General features: G+C 69.1%; 16 protein-coding genes. 7 read left to right on the plus strand and 9 right to left on the minus strand.

Annotated elements, in window-relative coordinates:
- Positions 1 to 99: 99 nt before the first annotated feature.
- Both AC0662_RS20485 and AC0662_RS20490 read left to right on the plus strand, forming a co-directional pair.
- Positions 100 to 999, plus strand: coding sequence for a hypothetical protein (locus tag AC0662_RS20485; RefSeq protein WP_452197699.1), 900 nt, complete (start codon positions 100 to 102; stop codon positions 997 to 999).
- Between the two features lie 14 nt (positions 1,000 to 1,013).
- Positions 1,014 to 1,322, plus strand: a complete 309-nt coding sequence (locus AC0662_RS20490) for a hypothetical protein (RefSeq protein WP_387767393.1) — start codon at positions 1,014 to 1,016, stop codon at positions 1,320 to 1,322.
- Positions 1,323 to 1,384: 62 nt separating this feature from the next.
- Here AC0662_RS20490 and AC0662_RS20495 read toward each other — a convergent pair whose 3' ends face one another.
- From AC0662_RS20495 to AC0662_RS20505, 3 genes are read right to left on the minus strand one after another with little or no spacing between them, the layout of a single operon-like run.
- The gene (locus tag AC0662_RS20495; protein ID WP_478302436.1) at positions 1,385 to 5,884 is read right to left on the minus strand and encodes an FtsK/SpoIIIE domain-containing protein; all 4,500 of its coding nucleotides are present in this window, start codon (positions 5,882 to 5,884) and stop codon (positions 1,385 to 1,387) included.
- The gene (locus AC0662_RS20500) at positions 5,875 to 6,933 is read right to left on the minus strand and encodes a hypothetical protein (RefSeq protein ID WP_478302438.1); all 1,059 of its coding nucleotides are present in this window, start codon (positions 6,931 to 6,933) and stop codon (positions 5,875 to 5,877) included. The genes AC0662_RS20495 and AC0662_RS20500 overlap by 10 nt, the downstream gene beginning before the upstream one ends.
- Positions 6,930 to 7,487: a sigma-70 family RNA polymerase sigma factor gene (locus tag AC0662_RS20505; protein ID WP_452197693.1), complete on the minus strand. Its 558-nt coding sequence runs from the start codon at positions 7,485 to 7,487 to the stop codon at positions 6,930 to 6,932. Before AC0662_RS20505 ends, AC0662_RS20500 begins: the two co-directional genes overlap by 4 nt.
- A gap of 203 nt (positions 7,488 to 7,690) precedes the next feature.
- On the opposite strand from AC0662_RS20505, the gene AC0662_RS20510 reads away from it, so the two are divergent.
- Positions 7,691 to 8,647 (plus strand): ricin-type beta-trefoil lectin domain protein, encoded by a 957-nt coding sequence (locus tag AC0662_RS20510; protein WP_478302440.1) that lies wholly within the window; start codon positions 7,691 to 7,693, stop codon positions 8,645 to 8,647.
- 161 nt (positions 8,648 to 8,808) lie between these two features.
- On the opposite strand, the gene AC0662_RS20515 is transcribed toward AC0662_RS20510, so the two are convergent.
- Together AC0662_RS20515 and AC0662_RS20520 are read right to left on the minus strand one after the other, a co-directional pair.
- Positions 8,809 to 9,711 (minus strand): 1,4-dihydroxy-2-naphthoyl-CoA synthase, encoded by a 903-nt coding sequence (locus AC0662_RS20515; RefSeq protein WP_452197689.1) that lies wholly within the window; start codon positions 9,709 to 9,711, stop codon positions 8,809 to 8,811.
- Between the two features lie 14 nt (positions 9,712 to 9,725).
- Positions 9,726 to 10,739, minus strand: coding sequence for a LacI family DNA-binding transcriptional regulator (locus AC0662_RS20520; protein WP_478302442.1), 1,014 nt, complete (start codon positions 10,737 to 10,739; stop codon positions 9,726 to 9,728).
- Between the two features lie 155 nt (positions 10,740 to 10,894).
- On the opposite strand from AC0662_RS20520, the gene AC0662_RS20525 reads away from it, so the two are divergent.
- On the plus strand, positions 10,895 to 12,826 hold the full coding sequence (locus tag AC0662_RS20525; RefSeq protein WP_478302444.1) for a Xaa-Pro dipeptidyl-peptidase: 1,932 nt from the start codon (positions 10,895 to 10,897) through the stop codon (positions 12,824 to 12,826).
- Between the two features lie 219 nt (positions 12,827 to 13,045).
- Positions 13,046 to 13,834 (plus strand): DUF559 domain-containing protein, encoded by a 789-nt coding sequence (locus tag AC0662_RS20530; RefSeq protein ID WP_478302446.1) that lies wholly within the window; start codon positions 13,046 to 13,048, stop codon positions 13,832 to 13,834.
- A gap of 94 nt (positions 13,835 to 13,928) precedes the next feature.
- Here AC0662_RS20530 and AC0662_RS20535 read toward each other — a convergent pair whose 3' ends face one another.
- Complete coding sequence (locus tag AC0662_RS20535; RefSeq protein WP_452197681.1) at positions 13,929 to 14,855, minus strand: helix-turn-helix domain-containing protein; 927 nt, start codon at positions 14,853 to 14,855, stop codon at positions 13,929 to 13,931.
- Positions 14,856 to 14,996: 141 nt separating this feature from the next.
- Here AC0662_RS20535 and AC0662_RS20540 point away from each other — a divergent pair, with 141 nt between their 5' ends.
- A complete protein-coding gene (locus tag AC0662_RS20540; RefSeq protein WP_387767423.1) occupies positions 14,997 to 15,323 on the plus strand; it encodes a PadR family transcriptional regulator in 327 nt (108 codons plus the stop codon).
- A complete protein-coding gene (locus tag AC0662_RS20545; protein WP_478302448.1) occupies positions 15,320 to 16,564 on the plus strand; it encodes a DUF1700 domain-containing protein in 1,245 nt (414 codons plus the stop codon). Before AC0662_RS20540 ends, AC0662_RS20545 begins: the two co-directional genes overlap by 4 nt.
- A gap of 4 nt (positions 16,565 to 16,568) precedes the next feature.
- Here AC0662_RS20545 and AC0662_RS20550 read toward each other — a convergent pair whose 3' ends face one another.
- The 3 genes from AC0662_RS20550 to AC0662_RS20560 all read right to left on the minus strand — a co-directional run bounded on the left by AC0662_RS20550 (position 16,569) and on the right by AC0662_RS20560 (position 18,908).
- Positions 16,569 to 17,285 (minus strand): GNAT family N-acetyltransferase, encoded by a 717-nt coding sequence (locus tag AC0662_RS20550; RefSeq protein WP_478302450.1) that lies wholly within the window; start codon positions 17,283 to 17,285, stop codon positions 16,569 to 16,571.
- A gap of 168 nt (positions 17,286 to 17,453) precedes the next feature.
- Positions 17,454 to 18,461, minus strand: coding sequence for an adenylate/guanylate cyclase domain-containing protein (locus tag AC0662_RS20555; protein ID WP_478302452.1), 1,008 nt, complete (start codon positions 18,459 to 18,461; stop codon positions 17,454 to 17,456).
- Positions 18,462 to 18,509: 48 nt separating this feature from the next.
- Positions 18,510 to 18,908 carry a cyclic nucleotide-binding domain-containing protein gene (locus AC0662_RS20560; protein ID WP_452197673.1) on the minus strand — a complete coding sequence of 133 codons (399 nt, stop codon included), beginning with the start codon at positions 18,906 to 18,908 and terminating at the stop codon, positions 18,510 to 18,512.
- Positions 18,909 to 18,940: the final 32 nt, after the last annotated feature.

The raw sequence follows: 18,940 nt of genomic DNA on the forward strand, positions 1-18,940 counted from the left end.
CGCAGCGGGCCGTCAGGTTCATTCGAATGATCGGAATGAACCCCGGGCGGGGCTGGAGCGTGGTCAGGGTGGAGCCGTCGCGTTCGAGGAGGCAACGCCGTGCCGGACAAACTGAAGATGAACTACAACCTGCTGAACGACGCCAAGCGGAACCTGGAAGAACTGGCGAACAACATCGAGCCGACCCTGAACGACAGCCTGTTCAGCACGCTGGCGGGGCAGGACAGTTCGAGCATTCTCGGCAGCAGCGAGATCGACACCGCGATCACCAGCCTGCACACGAACGCGCAAGGCACGATGACCAAGGCCGAGAAGGGCCTGAAGGAGCTGGCCACCTCGTTCGGGTCGGTCGGCGAGGCGTTCCTGCAGTTCGACGCCGAGATCGCCCAGGGCATGAACGTCACGAACACCAACCTGGCGCTGTCGAACTGGCAGCACCAGAAGGACCAGTGGGACTACTACCAGTCCCACAAGAGCGAGTGCGAGAACATCCCGGCCGGCCAGAAGGCGCCGGACTTCTGCAGCGCCAAGGACCCCGGGCAGCAGCCGCTCGACCAGACCATCACGACGGACCGCGGCAACATCCACACCCACCTGACCCTGGACGACAAGGGCAACGTGGTGAAGGAGGAGACCACGGTCACGTACGACGGGAAGACGTACACGTCGGTGACCACGCACGACGGCAAGAACCACATGATCACCGACAGCACGTATCCGGACGGCAGCACCGTGCACGACGACACGCACCTGAAGGACGACGGCAGCAGTACGACGACCACGACCAGCACCGACTCCGACGGCAAGAAGGACACCGCCGACATCGCCCTGAAGTCCGACGGCAGCGGAACGAAGCACTCGACCGACAGCGACGGCACCACACACGACTACACCCGTGGGCCGGACAACTCCGACGGAACCTCGGCCGACTGGGTCGAGACGCAGGAGAGCATCGACAAGAACACCCCGGACGACACCTACATCCCGGTTACCTACTGAAAGGCAGCGCAGTCATGGCGTACGACGGCATCAACCTCGAGTACGGCAAGATCACCGAGGTCGCCAACCTCCTGCACAACGCCCACGAGCAAATCGTTCCGCTGATCGTCAACCTGCGCAACAAGGTGAACCACCTGGTCGAGGACGGCTTGGTCTTCAAGCAGTCCAGCGAGGTCATCCGGAACACCTACAACCAGTTCGACACCAGCCTGAACCTCGCCGTGAAGGGCATCGAGGACTTCAAGGAGATGTTCAACAGCATCATGAAGAACGCCGAGGAGTTCGACAAGGGCATCAGCGACAGCCTGAACCAGAAGAAGTAACCGCACGCGCCCCACGCGGTGCTCCAGGCAAAAGCCTGGAGCACCTTTCGCTGTCCTGTCCTCTATTGCTGGAGTTTTAGGACTGTCAGGGGGACCTGGACGGGAATGGGTTGGGCGCCAGGGCCGGTGGTCCATGCTCGGCCCAGGCGGGGGGCGGCTCGGGTGATGTTGGCGCCGAGGCGGACGCCGATCAACTCGCCGTCGCTGAATGAACGGGCCTCCAGCAACAGTCCGCGTCGTGCGCGCCGGGCCGCGCCGGCCCAGCCGCTCATGCCGGACTGGAAGCCGTCGGTGGTGGCGCCGAACACCAACGCGAGCCCCTGGTCGCGCCCCGACACCACGATGTCCTTCAGCAGTTTGTCCGCGGCCGCCGTCATCACCAGATCGGCGTCGTCGATCACGACCACCTTCGGACCGTGCGGGAGTTGCTCCAGCGCGCCCCGCAGTACGTCCTCGGCCGGGTCCGCCTGCTCCATCAGCAGCACGTGCGGATGCCGCGCCAGCATCCGCAGCGGCGACTCGCGGGGCGTGATCACGGCCAGCGAGGAACCACCGGCCAGCAACGAGACAGCCAGACACGACAGCGCGTTGCTCCGACCCGACCCGGGCGACCCGAGGACGGCGTACGACGATCCGACGCCGCCCAGGTCGACGCCGACAGGACCGACTTCGTCCCCACCGATGCCGATCAGGCCCCACTGCGGTCGCCGGTCGGCCTCCGCCACCCGTTCGTACGCCTCGGCGAACTCGATCGACGACGGCAGCTCCGCCATCTGGAACGGCCGCCGCGCGGCCGGGACCTTCGCGTCCCGTTGCACGGCCTCGGCAGCGATCGCCTTGATCGCGTCCACCTGTTCAGCGCCACCGCCGGTCGCGAGTACGGCGACCTGCGTCTCGGTCCCGGTCAGCACGTGCCAGCCGCGGCCCGGGTTCACGATCGGCGGGATCTTCACCCGCAGACCGACCCCTTGGTAGTCGGTCCGGTCGGCCTGCCGGAGCAGCAGCTTGTGGTCGTTGTGCGACGCTAGGCGCCCACCGAGCAGGGACCTCTCGGACGTCGCGATCACGTGGATGCCGAGACCGGCGCCTTCACGGAGCAGCCGCGTGATGTCCTGCAGCAGGTGGCTGTGGTCACTGTCGTCCAACGTCGCCGACAGCGCGTCCCAACCGTCGACGAACACCAGCACGTGCGCGGGTCGCTCGTTCTTCGGCAACACCTTGCGCAGCTCGTTCAGCCCGGTCGCGTTGTGCTTCCCGGCCAGCTCCTGCCGCTCGCTCAGCTCCTGGTTCAGCCGCCGCAGCAGCCGCGTCATGCGCTCCATGTCGTGCCGCGAGACGACCGCACCGCAGTGCGGCAGCTTCTCGATCGGGGCGAGACCACCACCGGCGGCGTCGATCCCGTAGATGTGCAGATCGGCGACACTCAGGTACTTCGCCGCCGAGCCGGCCATCGTGCGGAGCGTCTGCGTCCGGCCGGACCGCGGCGCTCCGATCACGTAGAGATGCCCGAAGGTTTCGAAGTCGAGGCCGGCGACTCGTTGCTGCTGCAGCGCCGGAATGTCCTCCAGCGCGTACGGCGCGAACATCGGTGTGTCGCTCGTGTCGGGCAGCTCGTCCAGCAGGATCTGCGGCCCGAGCGCCGGCTTCCAGGGCTGCGGCTGGGCGGCGAAGTCCGGCAACTCGCCGGCCGCCGCACGCAAGGCTTGGACCAGCGCCTGCAAGTCGGTCGGCGCCGGTGCGCGCCGGTCGGCCTCGGGCTCGGGGTCGTTGTCCCGGTCAACGGTCTTGCCGAGCTCCGTCCACGGCAGCTCGGTGACCTGGACGGCGGCCGGATCGACCGGACCGGCCGGTTCCTCCTGCTCCTCGGTCCGCTCGGCCCCGACCCAGGCGGTCTGGAACAGATCCGCCAGCCGCGGCCCACGCCGGATCAGCGCCCGCCCCGGGATCCCCGGGCTGATCGATGCCGCCTCGTTCACGTCGACCACGTCCTGGCTCTCGGACTGGTCGGTCACCCGCAGCGCGATCCGCAGGTTGGTGTTCGCCCGGATGTCCCCGGTGACCACACCGGCCGGCCGCTGCGTGGCCAGGATCAGGTGGATGCCGAGCGACCGGCCGCGCTGCGCGATCCCGATCAGCCCCGGCACGAAGTCCGGGATCTCGCGCACCATCGCGGCGAACTCGTCGATCACCAGCAGCAGCCGCGGCAACCGCGCCAGTTCCGGGTTCGCGACCCGCTTGGCCTGGTAGTCCGGCAGGTCCTTCGCGTCGGCCGCGGCAAGGATCCGCTCGCGCCGCCGCAGCTCCGCCTCCAGCGATTCCAGCACCCGCTCGACCAAGTGGGCGTCCAGGTCGGTCACCATGCCCAGGGTGTGCGGCAGGCCCGCGCACTCCTTGAACGCACTGCCGCCCTTGTAGTCGACGAGCACGAAGGTCAGTTCGTCCGGCCGGTTCGCGACCGCGAGCGACGCGACCATCGACTGCAACAGCTCCGACTTCCCGGATCCCGTCGTACCGGCGATCAGGCCGTGCGGGCCGTCGGTGACCAGGTCGACGGTGAACTTCCCGTCGAAGTCGCTGCCGAGCACGAATGACGTACTCGCCGGACGGCGTCCCCAGCGGGTCAGGATGTCCGCGGGCTCCGGCGGCTCGAGACCGAGCTCGTCGAGCAGCTTCACCATCTTCGGCAGGCCGGCGTCGTGGTCCGGGCTGACGTCGCGCACCGGCGCCAGCGAGCGGGCGATCTGCTCGCACCACTGCGGCGAGACCAGGTCGGCCCGCACGTTCTTCTGGTCCGGGATCCCGGGCCGCCGGACCAGCAACGTCTCGTCCTCGGCCAGCACGACCCCGCTGCACTCCTGGGGCAACAGCCGCTCGTCCTTGTCCAGACAGACGGCGTACACACCGACCGCGGGCCCTTCGTTGAGCACCTGCACGAACCCGGGTACGTCGCGCAGCCGCCGGGACCCGTCGGCGATCACCATCACCTCGTAGTCCACCACCGTCTCGCGCTCGCTGGAGGCCTCCGCCCGCCGATGACGTCCCTGGACCTGCGACACCAACTCGCCGATCCGGGCCGCCGTGGTCGCCTCGTCGTTCGCGATCAGGACCGCAGCCGGACCCTTGTCCGGACGCAGCTGCGGCAGCCACCGCACCCAGTCCCAGTCCTCGGCGTCGTCGGACTCGGCCAGTACGACGATCCGTAGCGACTGCGGCGAATGCAGCACGGCCGCCTGGATCGTCAGCCAGCGTGCCAGTCCCCGCACGGTCGGCGCCTCGCCGGCGATCCCGAGCACCCCATGACTGCGCAGCGGTACGGCAATCGGCGCGTCCGGGATCGTCCATCGGATGGTCCGGTGGTTCTCCTCACGGCCTTGGTCGTCGAGCTCCTTCAGCGACGCCTGGTCCGCGGTACCGACGCGCAGCAGCAGGTAGTCCGGATCGTGCCGGCGGCGTTCCCACAGCCGGCTGCCCGGCCGGGTCGCCAGCTGCGCGATCCGGACCGGATCCGGTGCGGTCAGGTTCCGGATCACCCGTTCGCGGGCGACCGCGACCGCGATCTCCTCGTCGAGCGCCGCCTGCCGGGCGAAGTACAGCTGCCGGGCCTTGATGTGGTCGAGCCGGTTGGACTTCCGGCTGGAGAAGAAGTTCATCCCCATCATCATTGGACTGACCAACGTGAAGACGAGGAAGTAGTAGGAGTTGAACAACCCGACCATGACCAGGCCGAGCACCAGCGGCATCAGCACCACCGGCCACGGGAACGGCCGGTTCTGCGGCGGCGGGGGCGGCGGGGGCAGCCGGAGCTTCTCCTCGTCGAGGTGCGGCGCGAGCCGCGGCGGCCGGTTGTAGTCCAGCCCGAACCCGTCGTCGGCGACCCGGATCGCGGCGATCGGCTCGATCTCACCGCTGCACCGCAGCAGCATCGGGCCGACCACAAGGTCCTCGTCGGCCGGCCAGGACCGCACCTCACCGACCGGCGCCGTCGCCGGATCGACGACCCGCTGCTGCGGTTGCGGGTCCGGCATCGTCTCGTCGTCCTGCGGCCGGATCGCACTGGTCGCCGCGTCGTCCTCCGGCGGTCCGATCCGCCGACTCAGTACGTCGCCGCCGACGTCCTCGGTCCGGTGCCAGTACGCCTCGCCGCTCGCCCCGACCGTGACCCACAGGCCGCGGGCGGGAACGTCGTCCCCCTCGAGCCGGATCGCGCACTGCGGATCGGCCCCGATCTCGTGACTGCCCGGCCCGACCCGCCACACCCGCCCGGCCTGCGGACCGGACACGGCGTGCAGCTCGACGACGACCGGCGCATGCCCCTTCGGCGCACTCTGCAGCAGATCGGGTACGTCGACCGGCCCGCCGACTCCGATCACGCCACCTTCACGAACCCCGGACCTCGCCAGCGGCACACCCGGGTCGAGACGTTTACGGCCGAGGAAGAGCGTCGTACCCGGTTTGCCGAGGCCGTCGGCGAGACCGGCGACCGACAGGCCGCGCGGAACCCGGACGATCTTGTCGGCCCGGGCGCCGGAGCGCGAGTCGACCGTGGTCAGGTTCAGCTCCACGAGGCGGCCTTCCGGTCAGTGGCGGTCTCGTCCGCGGTCAGCGCCGAGACGCCGACCGATCCGGCCGGCAGCTCGAGGTCGCCGAGGTCTTCGGTCGCGGTGGTCTCCGGGCCGAACGGCACGCCGCTCTCGAACTCGTGCGGTGGCAGCCGCCGGATCGAGCGCGCGACGGCCTTTGCCAACGGCAACGGATCGATCCGCAGCCAGGGCGCGCCGCCGTGCAGCCGCAGCGTCTGGTCGGGCAGCGCCTCCAGCAACCGGCTCGAACCGCGCGCGACCCCGAGGCTGACCATCCGCCGCCCGGCCGGCAGCGGCCCGGACAACGGGCCGGCACCGACCACGAACCACGCGCCGAGCCGGCGCGCGGCCTCCTCCAGCGGCAGTCCGTCGTGCCGCGGATGGATGCCGTCGGCAACCTCGATCGCGCCGACCGGCAGCCGTACGTCGAGTTGGGCGGCGATCGCCTGGACCACCGCGCGGGCGGTCCGATCGACGCCGTACACGGACAGGATGCGCGGGCCGGAGAGCAGGTCGAGCATGATCACGGTCGTGCCGCCGGTGTCGATTCCGGCACAGACCAGCAAGGGCAGCTCCCGCACCGACCCGGTCTCCGGTACGTCGGCGCGCGCGATCCACCACAGCCGCGGATCCTGTGGGTCGGCCTTCCAGGGCGCGGGCGGCTCGAGATCCGAGGCGCCGGCCAGCAGTACGCCGATCCGCTCCTTCGCCAGCGCGACGGCGTACGGCGCCATTCCCGGAGTGACCGCGGCGGCGGCCACGATCGCACGTTCCGCATCGGTCCAGCGCTCGCGATCCCGCAGTACCGAGGTCAGCAGCCGCAGGCGGCGCTTGTACCGCCGGCGGGCCGCGATCGGCTCCGTGAAGGCCCGCACGGTGCGCTTGGTCTCGCGTTTGATGAACCGGAACAGCTTCTTCCAGCCACCGAGCCGGCGTACGACGAGGTTGATGAGGATGATCACCAGCAGGGCGATGCCGATGTAGCCGAGCACGCCGCGGACACCGCCGCCGCCCCCGAACGCCGAGTTCATGCTGCGACTCCGGCCCAGTCCACGCGGCTGAGCTCCGCCCTGATCTGCCGGACGGCGTTGTGCGCCCTCGACTTGACGGTCCCGACCGGTACGCCGAGCACCGCGGCGACCTCCTCGCCTGCGTGCCCGAGCAGGTGCACCCGGGCGATGACCTCGCGATGCGCCGGCGACAAACCGCGCAGTACCTCGACCAGCACCCGCCGGTCGACCACCTGCTCGGACGGGTCCGGCTGACTGACGGAGCCCTGCAACTCACCCGCGCCGAGGCCGACCGGGACCGCGCGACCGGACCGGCGATGGTGATCGACGACCAGGTTGCGGGCCACCCGGAACAGCCACATCCGCACCGGCCGGTCCTGCCACTCGATCCGCTCCGCGAGCTGCCAGGCCCGCAGCAGCGTCTCCTGGACCACGTCCTCGACGGCATGGCTGTCCTGGCCGAGGATGCTGGTGACATACCGGCGAAGGCTTTCCCGTTCGGCCAGACACAGTTCGATGACGGTCGTCCGGCGGACTCGCTCGTCGATGATGGATCTCCCTCGTGGGCGACGCAAAGTGGAGAACCTGGCTGCGCTTCAAAATAGGTTGAGAACGCTCTCATGACAACGCCAATGGATGAACTCTCAGCAACAATTCGATCTCATGCGGTGATCGGTGTCACCTTTTCGCGCAACGTTTGACGTCAGTGGGGTGGCCGGGTGATCCTCGGCCTCAGACACGCGCAACGCCCCTTCCGTCCCAGAGCACAGGAGCAGACGTGCGACGCCGATCCACCGGTTCGTCCCGTTTCGCGGACACCTTCGCCAGCCGCCCCGGAGTACCCCGGATCACCCGGATGCCCGATCGGCGGGCCTGGTCCACGACCGTGGTCGTCGCTGCTCTCGTGGGCGGGATCGCGATCGGTGCGACCGCCATCACGGGCGGCGGCTCCGGGCCGACGTACACGACCGATGTGGCCTATGTGCCGCAGAGCCGGCCGACGGTCACACCAACAGTCACGCTGACGCCGACGCCCGAGAAGGTGGCCGGCCCGACCAAGACGATGACGGTCAAGGGCGACCCGCAGCAGGTGGTGAAGACGGTCGTGATGCCGGGCGTCACGATCACGTTGCCGCCGACCACGGTCACCGCGAAACCGCCGCTGGCCGGCAAGCCGCCGACCGCGACCGTCACCGCGACCACGACGGCCACCGCGACCACTACCGCAACGAAGACGGCTACGGCGACCACGACGACACGGACGACTACGACCGTGACCACGAAGCCGCCGGTCAAGACCACGCAGCCGCGCGGCGCGACGACGCAAGGGCCGCCGGCAGTGGCCGCGGCGCCCGCCGTTCTGAAGAGCGACAGCACCAACCGGTGCATCGACGTACAGAACTCGACCGACGGCGTCGGCCGGGACGGAACTCCCTTGCAGGTCTGGGATTGCAAGGGAGTCGCCAACCAGGAATGGGTCTTCCAGCCCGACAGCACGATCCGCTCGATGGGCCTGTGCATGGACCTCGCCTGGGCGTCGACCGCCGACGGCACTCAGGTCCAGCTGGTCAACTGCAACGGCGGCTGGGCGCAGAAGTTTGCCCTGAGCAACCAGCACGAGCTGGTCAACCCCAGCTCTGGCAAGTGCGTCACGGCCGATGCCCCGGGCAACGGCGGCAAGCTCACGCTACGAGGCTGCAGCGGCGGCGCCAACCAGAAGTGGCACAAGCCCTAGTGTCCTGAGTCGGAAGTTGGGCGAGTGATTTCGGTGGTCAGGTGCGTGCATCGCGGTGCGTGGTCAGTGGCCTCGATGCGGAGCATCGTGGGCGCTGGGCACGTGCCGTGAGGTGCGTGCCTGGGCGCCGAAAGCGCCGTCGAACTTCCGACTCAGGACACTTAGTAGGCGTAGGGGTACCCTGACCAGTCGGCTGGCCGCTTCTCCAGGAACGAGTCGCGGCCCTCGGCGGCTTCGTCGGTGCCGTAGGCGAGCCGGGTCGCCTCGCCGGCGAACAACTGCTGGCCCACCAGACCGTCGTCGATCTGGTTGAACGCGTACTTCAGCATCCGCTGCGCGGTCGGCGACTTGGCGCAGATCTTCTTGCCCCACTCCAGCGCGACCGCCTCGAGCTCGGCATGCGGGACGACCTTGTTCACCATGCCCATCCGGTACGCGTCCTCGGCGGAGTACTCGTCACCGAGGAAGAAGATCTCCCGCGCGAACTTCTGCCCGACCTGACGGGCCAGGTACGCCGATCCGAACCCGCCGTCGAACGACGCGACGTCCGCGTCGGTCTGCTTGAAGTGCGCGTGCTCCGCCGATGCCAGCGTGAGGTCCGCGACCACATGCAGGCTGTGCCCGCCGCCCGCGGCCCACCCGGGGACGACACAGATCACGACCTTCGGCATGAAGCGGATCAGTCGCTGTACCTCGAGGATGTGCAGCCGCCCCGCTTTCGCCGGGTCGATCGTGTCGGCCGTCGTACCCTCGGCGTACTTGTAACCGTCCTTGCCACGGATCCGCTGGTCACCACCCGAGCAGAACGCCCACCCACCGTCCTTCGGCGACGGGCCGTTGCCGGTGAGCAACACGCAGCCCACGTCACTCGACATCCGGGCGTGGTCCAGCACGCGGTACAGCTCGTCGACCGTCTGCGGCCGGAACGCGTTCCGCACCTCGGGACGGTTGAACGCGATCCGCACCACACCGGCGTCGACCGCGCGGTGGTAGGTGATGTCGGACAGCTCGAAGCCGTCCACCTGCTTCCAGGCCGAAGGGTCGAAGATCTCGGAGACAGTCACCCCGAGAGCATATTTCAGCGCTTGGCCGTGCTCTCCCGCAGTACTACTTCGGCCTTGAAGGTCTCGGTCGCGATGTCGCCGCCCTCGACGGCCAGCTCCAGCGCCCGGCGGCCCATCTGCTCCAGCGGCAGCCGCACGGTCGTCAGCCCCGGCCATACGTCACGCAGCGTCGCGATGTCGTCGAACCCGGCCACACCGAGCTGCCCCGGTACGTCGACACCTCGCGCCCGCAACGCCGACATCGCGCCGACCGCCATCACGTCGTTCACCGCGAACACACAGTCGACGTCGGTCTTGCGATCCAGCAGTTGCTCCGCCGCGGCGTACCCACCGTCGCGGGTGAAGTCACCGTTCTCGACAGCCACCGGCCGCAACCCGGCCTCGGCCAGTCCGGCGAGGAACCCGTCGCGCCGGTCCCGCGCCGTCGCGAGTCCTTCCGGACCACCCAGTACCGCGAACTTCCGCCACCCGAGCTTGACCAGCTCCCGCGCCAGGTCGGCCGACCCCGAACGGTTGTCGGGCTCGACGGTGTGGGCCGGCATGCCGGACTGGCTGACCAGCGCGAGACCCGCACCGGAGTTCAGAAAACTCTCCACCTCGGTGGCCGTCCGGGACAGGCTCTCGGTGTCGGTCCGCCGGCTACCGATCATCACCGCGGCCCGCGCGCGCTGCGCCCGCAACGACGACAGGTAAGCGATCTCGCGCTCGTTGTCGCGGAACGTGCTGGCCATCATCACCAGCAGGTTGCGCTCGTCGGCGGCGCGCATCACGCCGTTCGCGATCGCGGCGAAGTACGGGTCCTCGATGTCGTGCACCAGGATGCCGACCAGGTTGGTCGACGACTTGGCCAGCGCCTGGGCCTGCGCGTTCGGCGTGTAGCCGAGCTCGTCGGCGGCCGCCTTGACCCGTTCCTGCAGTTCTGGACGGGGCACGCGGTCCCCGCCGTTCAGCACGCGGGAGGCGGTCGCGACCGAGACCCCCGCTCGTTGTGCAACGTCCAGCAACGTCACTGGTACTCGCAGATTCACTGGCCTACCCTTTCGTGCGTCCCCCCGTGGGCGGTGGCGGTCACCCTATCGAACCACCCGTCCTCACGCCGTCCTCACGCTGAGTATCGGGCAGGTCGCTGCCAATCTCGGCAGAACCTGGCGTTGCGGCGCGCGAGTGACTAGCCTTCCCAGCCATGACGACCGTCCGCGCCAGGGTGACGATCCTGGTCTCGTCCGCCGTGCTCAGCCTCGCGACCGTCACCGGTCCCGCCGTGGCTGCTCCGCTCCCGGACGGGCCCGGTGCAACCGCCCCGGCAGCTCCCAGTGTGCCGCAGCATGTCGACGCGCGCACCAAGAGCACGCAGCCGGTCTACGACTACGCAGGAGCGATCCGCGAATCGGTGTACGTCGACACCACGATGGACACCGACTCCGACGGCAAGAACGACGTGATCGCCGTCGACATCGTCCGGCCGAGCGAACCCGCGCTCACCGGGACGAAGATCCCGGTGATCATGGACGCCTCGCCGTACTACTCCTGCTGCGGACGCGGGAACGAGAACGAGAAGAAGACCTACGACGGCGACGGCGTGATCCGGAAGATGCCGCTGTTCTACGACAACTACTTCGTCCCCCGCGGGTACGCCATGGTCGGCGTCGACATCGTCGGCACCGGCCGCTCCACCGGCTGCGGTGACGTCGGCGGCCGCGACGAGATCCAGTCCGTCGTCGACGTGATCGACTGGCTGAACGGACGCAACACCGCACATACTGCCGACGGGCAGAAGGTGAGCGCGTCCTGGACCACCGGCGCCGTCGGCATGATCGGGAAGTCGTACGACGGAACGCTCGCGAACGGGGTCGCGGCGACCGGCGTGAAGGGCCTGAAGACGATCGTGCCGATCTCGGCGATCTCGTCCTGGTACGACTACACCCGCTCCGGCGGCGTCCCGTACTCAGACGACTACATGCCCTGGCTCGGCGGCTACGTCGGCCACGACAGCCCGGCATGCGACAACGTGCGCGGCGAGCTCGGTGACAACGACGACGACGAGACCGGCGACTACACGGCGTTCTGGGCCGAGCGCGACTACACGAAGAACGCGTCGAAGGTGAAGGCGTCGGTCTTCATGACGCACGGCCTCAGCGACTACAACGTGCAGACCAACCACTTCTCGCAGTGGTGGTCGGCGCTGTCCCGCAACAACGTGCCGCGCAAGCTGTGGCTCGGGCTCGAGGACCACGTGGACCCGTTCGAGTTCCGGCGCGACGAGTGGGTGGACGAACTGCACCAATGGTTCGACTACTGGCTGCAGGGCCTGCAGAACGGTGTGATGAAGGAGCCGGCGGTCTCGATCGAGACGTCGCCCGACGTGTGGCGCGACTACAAGACCTGGCCGGCCGTGAACCGTCCGGTGGCGGTCCCGCTGACCGCCGGCAAACTCGGTGCCGCGGGCAAGGGTTCGGTGCAGATCACCGACGACCCCGACCTCACCGAGGACGACATCGTCGCGGACCCGTCCCAGGTGATCGCCGGACGGCAGATGTTCCTGTCCGCCCCGTTGAGCGCCGCGATGCGGATCAGCGGTACGTCGTCGGTGACGCTGCGGCTGAAGTCCGACTCGGCGACGACGCCGCTGACCGCGCGATTGGTCGAGTACGGCGATGCGCAGCGGTACTCCGGAGTTCGGCGTACCGACGAGAGCACGTGTGAAGGCTCGAGCACGGACTACGACGACAGCTGCTACTACTCGGTCGAGAAGCAGACCACCCAGAGCGACCACGGCATCGTCAGCCGCGGCTGGATCGACGCCGCCCACAGCAAGTCGCTGTCCAAGCCGACGTCGCTCACCCCCGGCCAGTGGACCACGGTCAACGTCCCGCTGCGCGCCCAGGACCAGGTCATCCCGAAGGGCCGCGTCCTCGGCCTCGCGATCACCCTGTCCGACACCGAGTGGACCAGCCCCAACGACACCGGCGCCACCATCGACATCGACCTGGCCGGCAGCAAACTCAACATCCCCGTCACCGGCGGCAAGATCACCGCCCCCACCAAGATCCAGCCCATCGACGTGAACATCACCACCCCCACCCAACGCCCCGACCTCCGAGACCCCAAGAACTAGCCCCTCCCGCCGAGTCGTGAAAATCGGCTCTGAACATCTGCCGCGATCCACGACTCGGGGTTTGGGGCAGAAGCCAATCGCCACGACTCGGCGGGTTGTGGATAACGGAAGTCACGCGGTCGGAGAAATCTGGACAATGGTGGGGTGTTGGTCACGGCAGCGGAGGCTCGAGCCGCGGGAATGTCTCGGGGTGTGCTGCGCGGAGTGCATTACCGGCGCGTGTTGGGGTCGGTGTACGTCGGCGCGGACCTCGCGGTGACGTCCCGGGTGCAGGCCGAGGCCGCGCTGTTGCTGACGCCCGGCGCCGTCGCGAGCCACCAGACCGCACTGAGTTTGTGGACAGGTGACGACCGCGCCGGCGCCGTCGTACATGTGACTGTCGAGCGCCATCCGCGGGTGAGCCTTCCGCGAGTGCGCGGCCTGCGCGTTCACGAAGTACAGCACCTCGAGCGGGTACTGCGAGATGGATTGCTGACGACTCCGCCAGGGCGAACGTTCCTCGACCTCGCGCCGTACTGCGATCTCGTCGAGCTGGTCTCAGCGGGAGATTCCCTTGTACGGCGGTCCGATCTCCGGCCGGAGCACCTGATCGAGTTGGCGGCCGCGACGATCGGCGTTCGGGGCATCCGGCTCGCTCGCGAAGCGGCTGCGCTCGTCCGGTCGGGCGTCGACTCGCCGATGGAATCCCGGCTGCGGCTCATCATCGTTCTCAACGGTCTGCCCGAGCCGCGGATCGGTCACGTCGTCACTGACTCCGCGGGCGGCTGGATTGCGCGGCCGGATCTGAGCTACCCGGAGCTCAAGGTCGCGATCGAGTACGACGGTCAGCACCATCTCGGCGACGCCCGTCAATGGCGGCAGGACATCCGCCGGCGGGAGAACCTGGAACGCGAAGGCTGGCTGGTCCGCGTCATCACGGCGTACGAACTCCTGCAGACCCCCGGCACCGTCGTCGCCCGCATCTCCGAGGACCTCCGCACCCGCCGCCATCCCCGTCTCGCCGCATGATCGTTCCGCCGAGTCGTGGCGTTTGGCTCCCGGCCCCCAGGCCGAGTCGTGAGAATCGGCTGACGATCCTGGCCAAATTCCACGACTCGAAGGATTAGTTGCTTTCGGCTACGAAGTTCATGGGGTCGCCGAAGGCCAGGTCGGTGATGCCGGCGGTGTGGAAGGCGCCGACGAGGAGGGAGCGGCGGTGGGCGGCGAAGGTGAGGACGTGCGCGACCATGCCGCCGTACGTGAAGACTCGTGGGGGTTCGCAGGTGGTGTCGACGAAGCTTTCGTCGAAGCGGCCGTCCTCGTTCAACTGGTTGACCAGGGCCACGAAGCGGGCGCCGGCTTCGGCGTGCCGGACCCGGAGTTCGGGGATCGGCGTGACGACCTGCCGGCCGCATTCGGGGACCTGGAAGGGGCGGTCCTCGACCGAGGCCAGCCACATCTCCTCCTGCCAGACCAGCCGGTCGAGCAGGTACCTGATCGAGATGTCGTCGTCGATACCTTCGACGGACAGTTCGATCGGGCGGTCCAGGGTGGCGGCGTCCAGGCGGGCGCCGCGTTCGATCAGCTCACCGGTCAGCCAGACGTGATGCTCGACCATCCTGACAAGTACGTCCATCCCTCTCACCTTTCGTCGGGCCGGCAGCCGTAACCCGGCCGGCGGCTGGAAATGCACTCCACTCGGCGCCTCGAGGAAGAACACCCGCGACGCCTCCCGCCGCCACTCCCGTGGCGGCATTCCGTAAGCCCTGGCGAACGCCCGCGTGAACGCCTCGTTCGACCCGTACCCGGCCTCGACGGCAACATCGAGTACGGCGACCTGCTCGGCCAGCAACCGGTACGCGGCCCGCTCCAGCAACACCCGGCGCCGGAACGCGAACGGCGACTCGCCGGCCACCGCACCGATCACCCGGTCGAAGTGGAACCGCGACAGATGCGCCCGCCCGGCGAGATCGGTGCCGTTCACCGACTCGCACGGCCCGGCCAGTCCCGTCGCCACCGCTCCCACGAACTCCTCGAACACATCCGCCATGCCCACCACTGTGCCCCCACTCGCGACGTTCCGACTTGATCGAAATTGCGGAACCTCTGACTGGTTAGCGGAGTACTCCGCAATATGTAGTAGTGTTCTCCGCGGAACACCGGGAGCGTGACCGGTGCCGGAGGAGGTCTGATGGACACGAGCCAGCTGCTCAAGGGCGTACTGGATCTCGCGGTGCTGGCCGTGCTGCGGGACGCCGACGGCTACGGGTACGACGTCCTGCGCCGCCTGCGCGCCGCGGGCCTGGAGGACGTCGCGGACGCATCCGTGTACGGCACCCTCCGGCGACTGTTCCAGGCCGGCGCGCTGACGTCGTACGTGCAACCGAGCGAGGAAGGCCCGCACCGGAAGTACTACGGGCTGAACAAGACCGGCCAGGAACTGCTGGCCCGATCGACCAAGACCTGGAACCACTTCGCCGACACGATGTCGGTCCTGCTGGAGGAGGAGGCCGCGTGAACAGCACCCTGACCGGAGCGGTCGCGATCTACCTGGCCCAGGTGCGGGCCGAGCTCAGCGACCTGCCGCCGGGTGAACTCGAGGACGTGCTGGAGGACGTGAGCGGTCACCTCACCGAGGTGGCGGCCGAGTTCGGCACCGAGCCGACCGTCACCGACCTGCAGGAGCGCCTCGGCACTCCGCGGCAGTACGCCGACCAGTTGCGCACCGCCGCGGGCTACCCGGCCCGTCCCGCGCCCGTCAGCCAGAGCCACTCCGACGCGGGCTGGAAGGCGCTGCGCTGGGGCCTGGTCGCTGCCACCGTCGGACCGTTCTTCATCGCGATCGGGATCTTCGCCTGGTCGCGGGACGAGACCGCGTTCTTCGGGCTGCTCGGGTTCGGTGTGCTGTTCGTGGCGGCGTTCCTCGGCATCCGGGCGTTGCGCGGGAACGACCCGCGGATCGTCCTGGACACCCCGCGCGGGGCTCGCGGCGCGGAGACGATCCGCGGCTGGATCGACCAGATCCCGCCGCACATCCGGCGCGAACTGGCGACGATCGGCCAGCCGGTCTGGTGGGTCGCGCGCGGCGTGATCGGCGCGGGCGGGTTCTTCGCGTTGTTCGGCGCGGCGTCGGTGACCGTGGTCGGGTCGGTCGCGGGCGCGGCGGTGTCGATCTGGATCGGCCGCCGGACCCAGCAGGACCGGCGCTGGCTGTGGTACGTCGTACCGCTGAACGTCGTCGCGGCGATCGCGGTCCCGTCGTTCCTGGCGGCGGCGTACGCCGGGCAGTCGTTCGGGTTCCTCAGCAACTACAACGACTACCGCGGCCGGACCTCGCACTACAACCCGCCGTCGAACGGCCTGACGCTGAACGGGACCGAGGTCACGAACATCTACCCGTTCGATGCCCAGGGCAAGCAGGTCCCGGTCCGGCTGTACGACCAGGAAGGGAACCCGATCAGCCTCGACCTGCAGGACTGCTCGGCCAACTTCGCGAACACTCGGCGGGACACCACCACCAACCTGTTCCCGCTCGCCGTGGTCACCCCGGACGAGAACGGCACCGTCGATCAGGAAAGCTGCAAGGACACCACCAAGGCCCCGTTCGTCCCACCGCCGGCGCCGGCGACCATCACCACGTCACCCATCCCGAGCGCGACCCCAACGGGCAAGCCCAGCTCCGGACCGACGACGAGCAGGCCTCCGACCGCGGCCACCTCCAAGCCCGGCGTCACGCTCACCGTCGAACCCACCCGGTGAACGGCTACAGGTGCGCCGCCGCCACCCGGCGGTACCTGTAGCCCAACCGTTCGTACACCGCGATCACGGCCGCGTTGTCACCGTTCACCATCAACGCGACCCGCCCGTGCCGCTTGACCAGCTCGGCCGTCACGAACGCGCATACCTGCCGCGACAATCCCTTGCCGCGAGCAACAGGATGCGTCGCCACCCCGGCCAGGAACCCGACCCCGGGCGCGCTCCACGCATCCGCCGCGATACTCAGCAGCTCACCACGATCGCCCGTCACCGCGGCCCATCGCCGTACGCCGGGATGCCCGGGCCACGCGTACGACGACGGCGACGCCTCGGTGAGCAACGCCTCGACGCCGGCGTCCCCGTCCAGCCAGGCGGCCGTCGTGGTGACCTCCGGGATCTCGGACGCATCCATCCACCCGAACGCCGCCGCGAACTCCAGCCCCGGCACACGCTCGGCCAGCCCGCGGATCAACTCTTCGTCGCCGAACGGTCGGTACGACGGCCCGACCTCGGCCAGCACGCTCGTCGTCAACCGCGCCGCGTCGTCGATCGAGCCGACCACAGCCAGCCGATCGTGTTTCGACACCTCCGGCGAGGCCACCGCCACCGAGGACCCTTCGCACCAAACGCGCACGCCAGCCGCGAATCCCTGAGCCGCCCAAGCGATCAGCGGATCGCCCCCACTCACCAACTCCAGCTGAGCCGGCGCATCGATCTCACGCACACGCTCAACCTTAGGCCAGCCCCCTGACACGGCAGCGATCGGCCGGGCCTTGCTGAGTGGTGCAGGTCCGATGCGGATCTGCAGGCCATCACAATCCGCGAGTCACCGCGGTGCTGAGCGTGCGTGCCGCGCCTGCAGCGCGATTGTGATGGCCTGGCGGTCCGCCACCTACCCGTCGGCGCGCTGCACTGCGTACGGCGTGAGGTGGCGGTAGCCGCGGACGGAGACTCGGCGGAGGCGGTGCAGGGCGTAGGCGGGGTGCCCGTCGAGGGCGGCGGCGAGTTCGCGGTCAGCGAGCACGCGGCCGGGTTTGCACTCGGTGGTGAGGCGGGCGGCGAGGTTGACGACCTCGCCGTACACGTCGCCGAGGCGGATCAGGATGGTCCCGTACGCGAGGCCGATCCGCAGCTCGGGCAGCTCCTCGTCCGCGCTCACCGCATCCTGGAGCGCCAGCGCGACCGCGGCACCCTGCGCCGCGGTGTCGGTGACGAACAGCACCTCGTCGCCGATCGACTTGATCACCCGGCCGCCGTTCAGCGCGACCACGTCGGCGGCCATGCCCTCGAACCGCTCGATCAGCTCCCCGAGTTCGGCCTCGGTCAACCGCCGCGTCAACCGCGTGTAGCTGACGATGTCCGCGAACCCGACCGCTCGCACACCGCGCGCGAGCTCGTCCGACCCCGCGACCGCCCGTCCGGCGGCCGCGGCGAGGTGCCGGCGCCAGACGTAGGTCTGCAACCGCTCCATCGCGGGTAACAGCTGGCCAGCGACCTCGATCGCCTCGTCCGCCGACAGCTTGGTCCCGCCGAGGAACTCCAGGAACATCGCCGACTGCCACGACGCCAGCCGGGACTGGGTCTGGCCGAGCTTCCGGGCCAGCGAGGACTCCATCTCGGGCTCGATGAACCCGTCGTCCTCAAGCGCCGCGACCAGCCGCAACGCCTCGACGTCGTCGTCGGTGAACGCCACCTCGTCGTCCGGCACCGTCGCGAACCCGAGCGCGTGCCACATCCGCTCGGCCCGTTGGATCGAGATCCCGGCCCGCTCGGACACCTGCACCCGGGTGAACTTCCGCTCGCCGCCCAGCAGCGTCTGCTCGAACTCCCGCGACAGCGCGCCCAGGTCCACCTGTCCCGCGGCAACCTGCTCGCCGGCAGGCTCATCGGACGCGCTCACGCCCACGTGTCCCCCAGCCGCCTGCGCCGTCGTCCGCGGACCGCAGGGTCAGGACGTCCCACGACGCTCGGCGATGGTGGCGTCGATCGCGTCCCGGAACGCGGGCAGCCGACGCGTCAGGTCGTCGAACTTCTCCCGGGTGAAGTGCAGCAGCTGCAGCCGAGACTTCGCCGTCACGGTTGCCGTCCGCAACGTGTTCTTCCGGACCGCGACCTCACCGGCGATGTCACCGGGTCCGAGCTCGGCGATCTCCTGGCCCTTCTCGCGAACCGCCGCCGTACCGCTGAGGATCAGGTACGCCGCGTCCGGTGGGGTCTGCTCCAGAATCAGCGACCACCCGGCCGGTACCGAGACTTCCTCGCCGGCGCGGAAGATGTCCCGGATGTCTCGTCCGGACAGATCCGCGAACAGCGGCAGGTCCCGTGGGGACGTCCTACCCAGTGCCACGTCGATCCTCCTCGTCGGCACGGTGCCCGCCG

This window comes from Kribbella sp. NPDC043289, from assembly GCF_056436705.1.

Coding starts and splice junctions, on each gene's coding strand:
- AC0662_RS20490 (WP_387767393.1), top strand. CDS start 1,014: ATGGCGTACGACGGCATCAACCTCGAGTACGGCAAGATCACCGAGGTC.
- AC0662_RS20500 (WP_478302438.1), bottom strand. CDS start 6,933: ATGAACTCGGCGTTCGGGGGCGGCGGCGGTGTCCGCGGCGTGCTCGGC.
- AC0662_RS20525 (WP_478302444.1), top strand. CDS start 10,895: ATGACGACCGTCCGCGCCAGGGTGACGATCCTGGTCTCGTCCGCCGTG.
- AC0662_RS20535 (WP_452197681.1), bottom strand. CDS start 14,855: ATGGCGGATGTGTTCGAGGAGTTCGTGGGAGCGGTGGCGACGGGACTG.
- AC0662_RS20540 (WP_387767423.1), top strand. CDS start 14,997: ATGGACACGAGCCAGCTGCTCAAGGGCGTACTGGATCTCGCGGTGCTG.